Origin of the sequence: Pseudomonas pisciculturae, assembly GCF_015461805.1 — a bacterium.
GTDB classification, from domain to species: Bacteria; Pseudomonadota; Gammaproteobacteria; order Pseudomonadales; family Pseudomonadaceae; genus Aquipseudomonas; species Aquipseudomonas pisciculturae.
This window is the reverse complement of record NZ_JACVZE010000003.1, coordinates 447,253-454,494: the sequence shown is the minus strand read 5'-3', so window position 1 is coordinate 454,494 and position 7,242 is coordinate 447,253. Positions and strand designations below refer to the sequence as shown.

The window sequence follows — 7,242 nt, the reverse complement described above, 5'->3', positions numbered from 1 at the left end:
GTGTGTAATCTCTGTGGGCGTCGTGCGCGGCGCCTGCAGGGATTTTTTATTGGGAGAACGCTGATGTTCTACGTGCAACGCGATCAAAACAACGCTTTGGTACGTGTCGAGGCGCAGGCCTACGCGGAAGCCACCGAGACGCTACCGGCTGACCACCATGAGATTCAGGCGTGGTTTGGCGGGGACGAGATTGAAACCAGCCTCAAGCAACTCAAGAGCAGTGACCTTGAGATGATCCGCGTGCTGGACGACTTGATCCAGGTGCTGACGGCCAAAGGCGTGATTCGCATCACCGATTTGCCGCCAGCGGCGCAGGCCAAGTTTCTGGAGCGTACCCAGGCTCGGGCGGCACTGGGTGGGTTGAGTGAGCTGATCAATGATGACGAGACCGGTTTGATCTGAACCGGGCACCCCCTCCTTCACGGCATAAGCGTCAAGGAGGCGCGTTTTACTTCCAGGGCGCCGGTTCACCGACCAGTTGGCCTTGCACCCCTTCTACGCCCATCTCGCGGATTACCCGCAATTCACCCTCGGTTTCCACGCGCTCGGCAATCAGCGGCAGGTCGATGCTGTGGGACGCCCGCTGGATCGCTTCGATAAAGATACGCTTGTGGCTTTCCTGGTCGATGGCGCGGATATAACTGCCGTCGATTTTCAGGTAGGCCAGGCCCAGGTGCGCCAGGTTGCCGATCATGCTGAAACGCCCGCCGAAACGTTGCAGGCCCAGGCTGTAGCCGAGGTTGCGCATGCGCCGGATCATCAGCTCAAGCTGGGATTGTTCGGGCACTTGTTCTTCGCCGATTTCCAGGATCAGGCGCGGGCCGAGCGCCGGGTGCTGGGCCAGGCGCTCGAAGATATGCTCAAGGGCCTGCGGGTCGTTCAAGGTGGCGGCAGAGAGGTTCAGTGCCACCGACTGGTTGTGCTGGGCCAGTTGTTTGATCACCAGGTCGAGCATCAGTTGGTCGAGGCGGGCGGTCCAGCCGAAGCGCTCCAGCCACGGCAGGAAGTGGCCCGCGGCGATGGTCTGGTCCTGATTGTCGAGCAAGCGCGACAGCACTTTGTAATGCAGCACCTGCTGGGTATCGGTGCTGCTGACTACCGGCTGGAAGAACAGTCGGAAGCGCCCCTGGGTCAGGGCCGTGTCGAGCAGGTTGTGCCAGCTGTGTGGGTCATCGCTGACGGTGTCGGGGGTCTGGTGCTCCAGGCAAACCCAGCTCTGGCCGCTGCTGGCTTCTGCCTGCACAAGGGCTTGGTCGGCCAGCATCAGCAGGTCGGCTGAGGCGTCGCCGGGGTTGTAGGGGGCCAGGCCGATGTAGGCCACGGTGGGCATGTCGGTGGCGCCGGTTTCGTACAGGCTCTGCAAGGTGGTTTCCAGTTCCTGGGCCAACTGCCGGGCTTCATCGCGTACCAGCCCTGGGGCGAGCACGGCGAACTCGCCGCCACGGCTGCGGGTGATCAGGTTGTGGGTTTCCGGGTATTTGGCGCAGGTGCGCACCAGTTGCTGGCTGACGGCTTGCAGCAATTGGTCGGTGCGTTGCCCGCCGAGGCGCTGGTTCAGGCCGGCCAGGTCGTTGACCCGAAGCATTAGCAGATAACCGGAGCTGGCCTCTTCCAGGTTGCTGACTCGGGCGCTGAGCTGCATCTCGAAATAGCGACGGTTGGCCAGCCCGGTCAGGCTGTCTTGATACGACTCCACGCGCAGCTTTTCACTACGTTCGGTCTGCTCGTGGAACAGCGCCTTGAGCTTCTCGACCATCTGGTTCATGGCCTGCACCACGCGACGCAGTTCCGGGGTGCGGGGCAGGTCGGGCAGGCTAAGGAACTCGCGGCGGGCGATGGCGTGGGATTGCTCGACCATATAGTCCAGAGGCCTGAGCTGGCGACGCAGCAGCAGGGCGCCGAGTACCGCACTCGCCGCGCCGCACAGCAGCAGCCAGCCGAGGCTGCCCAAGGCGCTCTGCCACAGTTTGGCAATGGCGAACATCGGGTGGCTCACCACCTCCACCCGCGCCGCCTGCTGCCAGCCACGGCTGACGATGGCGTCACCACCGGCGGGCGCGAGGCCGATCATGTTCACGAACCAGGCGGGTACGCCACTGGCGTCCGGCTCGGCCGCACGCTCCACCAGCACTTGGTCATTGCTCAGGTCGACCACGCGGATGCTGGCGTAGTAGCCGCTGTCAAAGATCGAGCTGACCATCAACTCGGTCATCGCCGGGTCGTCGATGTTGGGGGTCAACGACAACGCCAGTGCGGTGGCCGCGTCTTGGGCGTGGGAGCGCAACTGGTTGACGTACTGGGTTCGCGAGCTTTCCAGGCTGACCACGAAGCTACCGCTGAAGGCGACGACCAGGAACACACAGATAGCGATCAGCAATTGTTTGAACAGAGACATTGTTGCTCCTGTTAATTATCCGAACTGGCCGGAAACCCTTCGGCGGTCATTTTTTTCAACACATCCTGCCAGCGTGACAGGCGTTTGGTATCGCCGACTTTCTTGTTGCCCGCCGCGCCGGTCAGCCACAGGCCTTCACCATTGAACGCGTACACGGGCAACAGATCGGTACGCTGGCTGGCGGGCAAAATCGGGTCCATCAGGCTGTCGAGCACCAGCGGCATGGCTTCGGGGCTCGCATAGTAGGTCAGTACCATGTGCGCACGGTTCTGGCGCAGGGCTTTTACGTAGGTGATGCGCAGCTTGTCCGCCGGGATGCCGAGGTGGCGCAGGCTGAAGTATTTGGCGATGGCGTAATCTTCACAGTCGCCGGCGCCTTTCAACAGGCTTTGAATGGGCGTGGCCCAGTAATCAACCTCATGCCACAGGTCGATATCTTCTGCGTATTTCATCTGCCGGTTGAAGAACAGATTGACCACCTTAAGCTGCTCAAGCTCGCCGATCTGGCGTTGGGTCGACAACAGTTGTTGCCAGGCATCGATGCGTTGGCGCCCGGCACCCAGTGGTCCGTAAAGCGTTTGCGCGCGTTGGCTGATCTGGCTGAAATCCCAATCGGCAAGCAAATCGCCCAGCAGCCCGCCACCCAGCATCAGCGTGATGGCAAAACCGTAGAGAATCCGAGGGGGTTTAAAGCGTATCGCCACTGCGATTACCCAAGCTTGCAGCATTGAAGGTGCGGCAATGGTGCGGTGATAGCGGGTAAAAAACAATGGCACGGTGAAATCACTTTGACGCTTTTTGTGGTATGCGGGCGTCAGTAAATTGGCTGATTTCCGCTCGTCTGAAAGGTTGATCAAGATTTCATCAAAATAATGACACCCGTCCGAAGCTGACACAAAATGATCCAACGAAAGCGCTTACAAAAAGACTGCGGTGAATCTTGTTTTCTTGCCGACCTCCCACGTCTTTAAACGCGCCGTGAAGGAGCTTCGGCCATGAGCCGCACTGATGATTTGTTCGCCCTCTTTGGTAAGGGCGTTTCCCGTGACCCTAAAGGGCGCAATGCGAGACTGCATTTTTTTGGGACCATCCCGTTCGATGATGGCACTCGCGCGAACAGGAAGGATGGCTCGCGCTTTAGCGCCAATGCCCCTTACGGCCATGAGTACCTCCAGCCTTTCGATGCAAACACACCGCGCCCTGCCGTGGTGGCACTCGTCTCCATCAATGGCGGGGTCGGCCGCAGTACCCTGGTCACGGCCCTGAGCAGCGGCTTGCAGCGCCTCGGTGAGTCCGTAGTGGCGCTGGACCTCGACCCTCAGAATGCCTTGCGTCAGCACTTTGGGGTGGACCACGAGCTGCCCGGCATTGGCCGCAGCAGCCTGATCAACGTCAAATGGGAAACCCTCCTGCAAACCGGGTTCGCCGGTTGCCAGGTGATGCCCTTTGGCGATATCGATATCCAACAGCAAGAAAACCTTCAGCGCTGGATGACCCGAGAGCCCAATTGGTTGGCGCAGCACTTGTCGGTGCTTGGGCTGAGCGAGCGCCACACTGTGATCATCGACACGCCCGCGGGTAATAACGTCTACCTGCACCAGGCATTGAACCTGGCCGACCATGTGTTGGTGGTGGTTCAGCCGGACGCCGCGTGCCTCGGTACGTTGGAACAGATGGACATACTGCTCGCACCCTACCTTGAACGTGAGCGCTCGCCGCGCTGTCATTTTGTGATCAACCAGTTGGATGAGCATTCTGCTTTCAACCTGGACATGGTCGATGCGTTCAAGCAGCGCCTGAATGAAAACCTGCTTGAGGTCGTTCATCGTGATCCGTCTATCGGCGAAGCGTTAGCCTTTGCTACAGACCCACTGGATAACGTGGCCAAAAGCTCGGCCAGCGATGACATTCACGAGCTGTGTCGGCTGTTACTCGCGGCCCGAAGCGCACGGGCTGCTGGGGCGTTATAGGCGTTACGTCAGATGCTTATGCACAATTGGTTGGATGCACTTGTCATCGAACAGCCATTTTGTGGAGCTGTTCTCAACACGTCGCAACTGCCTGTTTTACGTGCCTTTTTATCGCCTGAACAAAAAATGATCAGTGATGCTTTTAACCCGTAATGCAGACAGCAGCGGGCTCTGTAAATATTCCATCAACAGAGTTATCCACAGGCTGGACTGCGACAATTTCGCCCCTTAATCGCGCTCGGCAAGCACCATCAAGTTGCGTGGCGTCAGTGTCGCGTCACAAAAGCTGCCAACCTCGACCCTGTAGCCGTTTTCGGTAAGAAACAATGCCCGATCCAGTACCAGCCACAGCTCCAGCGGGCGCCGAAACAGACCACGCACCAGTTCCAGGTTTCTGACCTCGGCCAAGCGACGCCAGCCGTAAGCTTCCAGCGCCTCCCAATTTTCTTGACCTGTGGATAACCCCTTGCGGCTCGCTAGCTCTCGGCAATAGTCGGCAAACGGTTTGTCCAGCCAGCCAGCAGGCAACGAGGGCGTGGGCAGGTACTCGTCGCAGCCGCGCAGTTGGCGTTGCAACTGATCAAAACCCAAACGCCGTGCCATGGACGTATCGCGTTGCAAGCGCACGCGGTTACCGGCGGTGACGGTTTCGCTGAGCGGCAGGCCCAGATCATCCACCGACAATTGCAGGGTTGAAGCGCGGCCTGCGTTGGAGAGCGGCTGGTAGGTGTCGGCGTTGATGCGGTTGTAGCAGCAGGGCGCTACCGCCAGGTGTTTGCAGCCGACGGCATTGGCCAGTTGCAGCAGGCGTACATGCAGGTCGCCGCAGGCGTGCAGGGCGACGGGGGTGTGGTCGGGGCTGAGCGCCACGTTGGCCATCACGTCTTGTTGGCAATGGGTTACGGGCAAACCGTGATGATCACTCAGGGCCTGGCCAGCGGCGATCAGCGCCGGGTCGTATTCCAGGCAGGTGAGGTGTTGCCCGGTTTGCAGCAGGCGACGACCCAGGTGGCCCTTGCCGGCGCACCAGTCGAGCCAGTGCGTGGGTGTGTGTTTGAACGTCAGGGCGGCGCCGAAGGCTTCAATCTGTTGCCATTTGCGGCCCGGTACATCGACGTTCAAGCGATGGCGTGCGGGTGCCAGGGGCAGGCTCGGTAACTTATCCACAGCACTGAGCTGACGAGCTTGCGCGGCAAGCTGCGGAAAAGGCGCAGGGGCGGGTAAATCGTGGGGGTGGTTATGGGCGCTTTCGGCATCGGCCAGCGAACGTTGGCGCAGCCACTGGGCCAACTCAGGGTGTTGGGTTTCCCAGGGGAGATGCAGATGCGTAAAGGGCCGTGGTCGCCACAGCCCTTGGTGCTCGGTCAGAAACCTATCCAGCGCCGCGAAGCGCGCTTCAACGCCCTTGGCATGCATCGACGCGCAGCCAACGTTCCAGCAGTTTGAAGCCGCGTACCAGAATGTAGGCCATCAACAGGTAGAACAGGCCGGCGGCGAAGAAGATCTCCACCGGCAAGTAGGTGCGGGCGATGATCGTGCGTGCCATGCCGGTCAGTTCCAGCAAGGTCACCGTACTGGCCAGGGCGCTGGCCTTGAGCATCAGGATCACTTCATTGCTGTAGGCCGGCAGGCCGATGCGCGAGGCGCGTGGCAGGATGATGTAGAACAGCGTCTTGGGCTTGGACATGCCCAAGGCACGCGCCGCTTCGATCTCGCCTGGCGGGATGGCCTGGATCGCGCCGCGCAGGATCTCGGCAATGTAGGCGGCAGTGTGCAGGGTCATGGTGGCGGTGGCGCACCAGAACGGATCGCGCAGGTAGGGCCACATGAAGCTCGTGCGTATGGCATCGAACTGCGCCAGGCCGTAGTAGACCAGGAACAACTGCACCAATAGCGGCGTGCCACGGAAGAAGAAAATGTAGGCGTAGGGCAGGGCGCTGACATACCAGCGTCGGGACGAACGAGCGATGCCCAATGGAATGGCCAGCAGCAGGCCGGCGATCACGGCGATCGCCACCAACTCCAGGGTCAGCGTCGCGCCCTGGGCCAGTTTAGGCAGCCATTTGATGATCACGGCCCAATTCAAGCCCAGGTCGAAATGCGCCAGCCAGCTGTATTCGCCGCTCATTGGGTGCTCCTTGCAAAGCCGCGGGCGGCGCGTTTTTCCAGGAAGTGCATGCCGGTCATCGCTATCACGGTGAGGCCCAGGTACATGAATGCCGCGACCATGAAGAAGGTGAACGGCTGCTTGGTCACCGTCACGCCAATCTGAGCATGGCGCATGATTTCTTCCAGGCCGATGACTGACACCAGCGCGGTGTCCTTCATCAAGATCATGAACAGGTTGCCCAGGCCCGGCAGGGCGATGCGCCACATCTGCGGCATGATCAGGCGGGTGAAGATCCGAAACTTCGACAGCCCCAACGCCACACCGGCTTCGCGGTGGCCCTTGGGAATGGCGAGGATCGCGCCCCGGAACACTTCCGTGGCGTAGGCACCAAAGCACAGGCCAAGGGCAATGACCCCGGCGGCAAAGGCACTGAGGGAAAGGTCGGGGTTACCGAAAAACTCGCCAAGGGCACGCATCAGGTTGACCGTGCCGAAGTAAATCAGCAGCACCCAGAGCAGTTCGGGAATGCCACGAACAATGGTCGAATAAGCGCCGCCCAGCCATTGCAACGGCTTGTACGGGGATGTCTTGGCCAAGGCGCCGGCCAGGCCGAGCACCAGCCCCAGGCACAGGGCCGTGAGCGCCAGTTTGACGGTCATCAGCGCGCCAGCAGCAAGCGCCGGGCCGAATCCGTAGAGATCGAAATTCATGGTTTTTTCATATCGCGGCAGGCATTGCTAAAAGCCGACGCGCTCACGTGAGCGCGC

Annotated in this window: 7 protein-coding genes; 2 read left to right on the top strand and 5 right to left on the bottom strand. The window is 60.5% G+C overall.

Annotated elements, in window-relative coordinates; translation table 11 throughout:
- The first annotated feature begins 63 nt into the window (after window positions 1-63).
- Complete coding sequence (locus ICY20_RS11055) at window positions 64-402, top strand: tryptophan synthase subunit beta (protein WP_159960372.1); 339 nt, start codon at window positions 64-66, stop codon at window positions 400-402.
- Between the two features lie 46 nt (window positions 403-448).
- On the opposite strand, the gene lapD is transcribed toward ICY20_RS11055, so the two are convergent.
- Both lapD and lapG read right to left on the bottom strand, forming a co-directional pair.
- Window positions 449-2,395 (bottom strand): cyclic di-GMP receptor LapD, encoded by a 1,947-nt coding sequence (gene lapD, locus ICY20_RS11050; RefSeq protein ID WP_194937476.1) that lies wholly within the window; start codon window positions 2,393-2,395, stop codon window positions 449-451.
- Window positions 2,396-2,406: 11 nt separating this feature from the next.
- Window positions 2,407-3,123: a cysteine protease LapG gene (gene lapG, locus ICY20_RS11045; RefSeq protein ID WP_194937577.1), complete on the bottom strand. Its 717-nt coding sequence runs from the start codon at window positions 3,121-3,123 to the stop codon at window positions 2,407-2,409.
- A gap of 267 nt (window positions 3,124-3,390) precedes the next feature.
- On the opposite strand from lapG, the gene bcsQ reads away from it, so the two are divergent.
- A complete protein-coding gene (gene bcsQ, locus ICY20_RS11040; RefSeq protein ID WP_194937475.1) occupies window positions 3,391-4,365 on the top strand; it encodes a cellulose biosynthesis protein BcsQ in 975 nt (324 codons plus the stop codon).
- A 228-nt stretch (window positions 4,366-4,593) separates the two neighbouring features.
- Here the strand turns inward: bcsQ and ICY20_RS11035 are convergent, their stop codons facing one another.
- From ICY20_RS11035 to ICY20_RS11025, 3 genes are read right to left on the bottom strand one after another with little or no spacing between them, the layout of a single operon-like run.
- Window positions 4,594-5,781, bottom strand: coding sequence for a methyltransferase (locus ICY20_RS11035; RefSeq protein ID WP_159960366.1), 1,188 nt, complete (start codon window positions 5,779-5,781; stop codon window positions 4,594-4,596).
- The gene (locus ICY20_RS11030; RefSeq protein WP_122485672.1) at window positions 5,762-6,451 is read right to left on the bottom strand and encodes an ABC transporter permease; all 690 of its coding nucleotides are present in this window, start codon (window positions 6,449-6,451) and stop codon (window positions 5,762-5,764) included. The genes ICY20_RS11035 and ICY20_RS11030 overlap by 20 nt, the downstream gene beginning before the upstream one ends.
- A 38-nt stretch (window positions 6,452-6,489) precedes the next feature.
- Window positions 6,490-7,185 (bottom strand): ABC transporter permease, encoded by a 696-nt coding sequence (locus tag ICY20_RS11025; protein ID WP_159960364.1) that lies wholly within the window; start codon window positions 7,183-7,185, stop codon window positions 6,490-6,492.
- Window positions 7,186-7,242 lie beyond the last annotated feature (57 nt).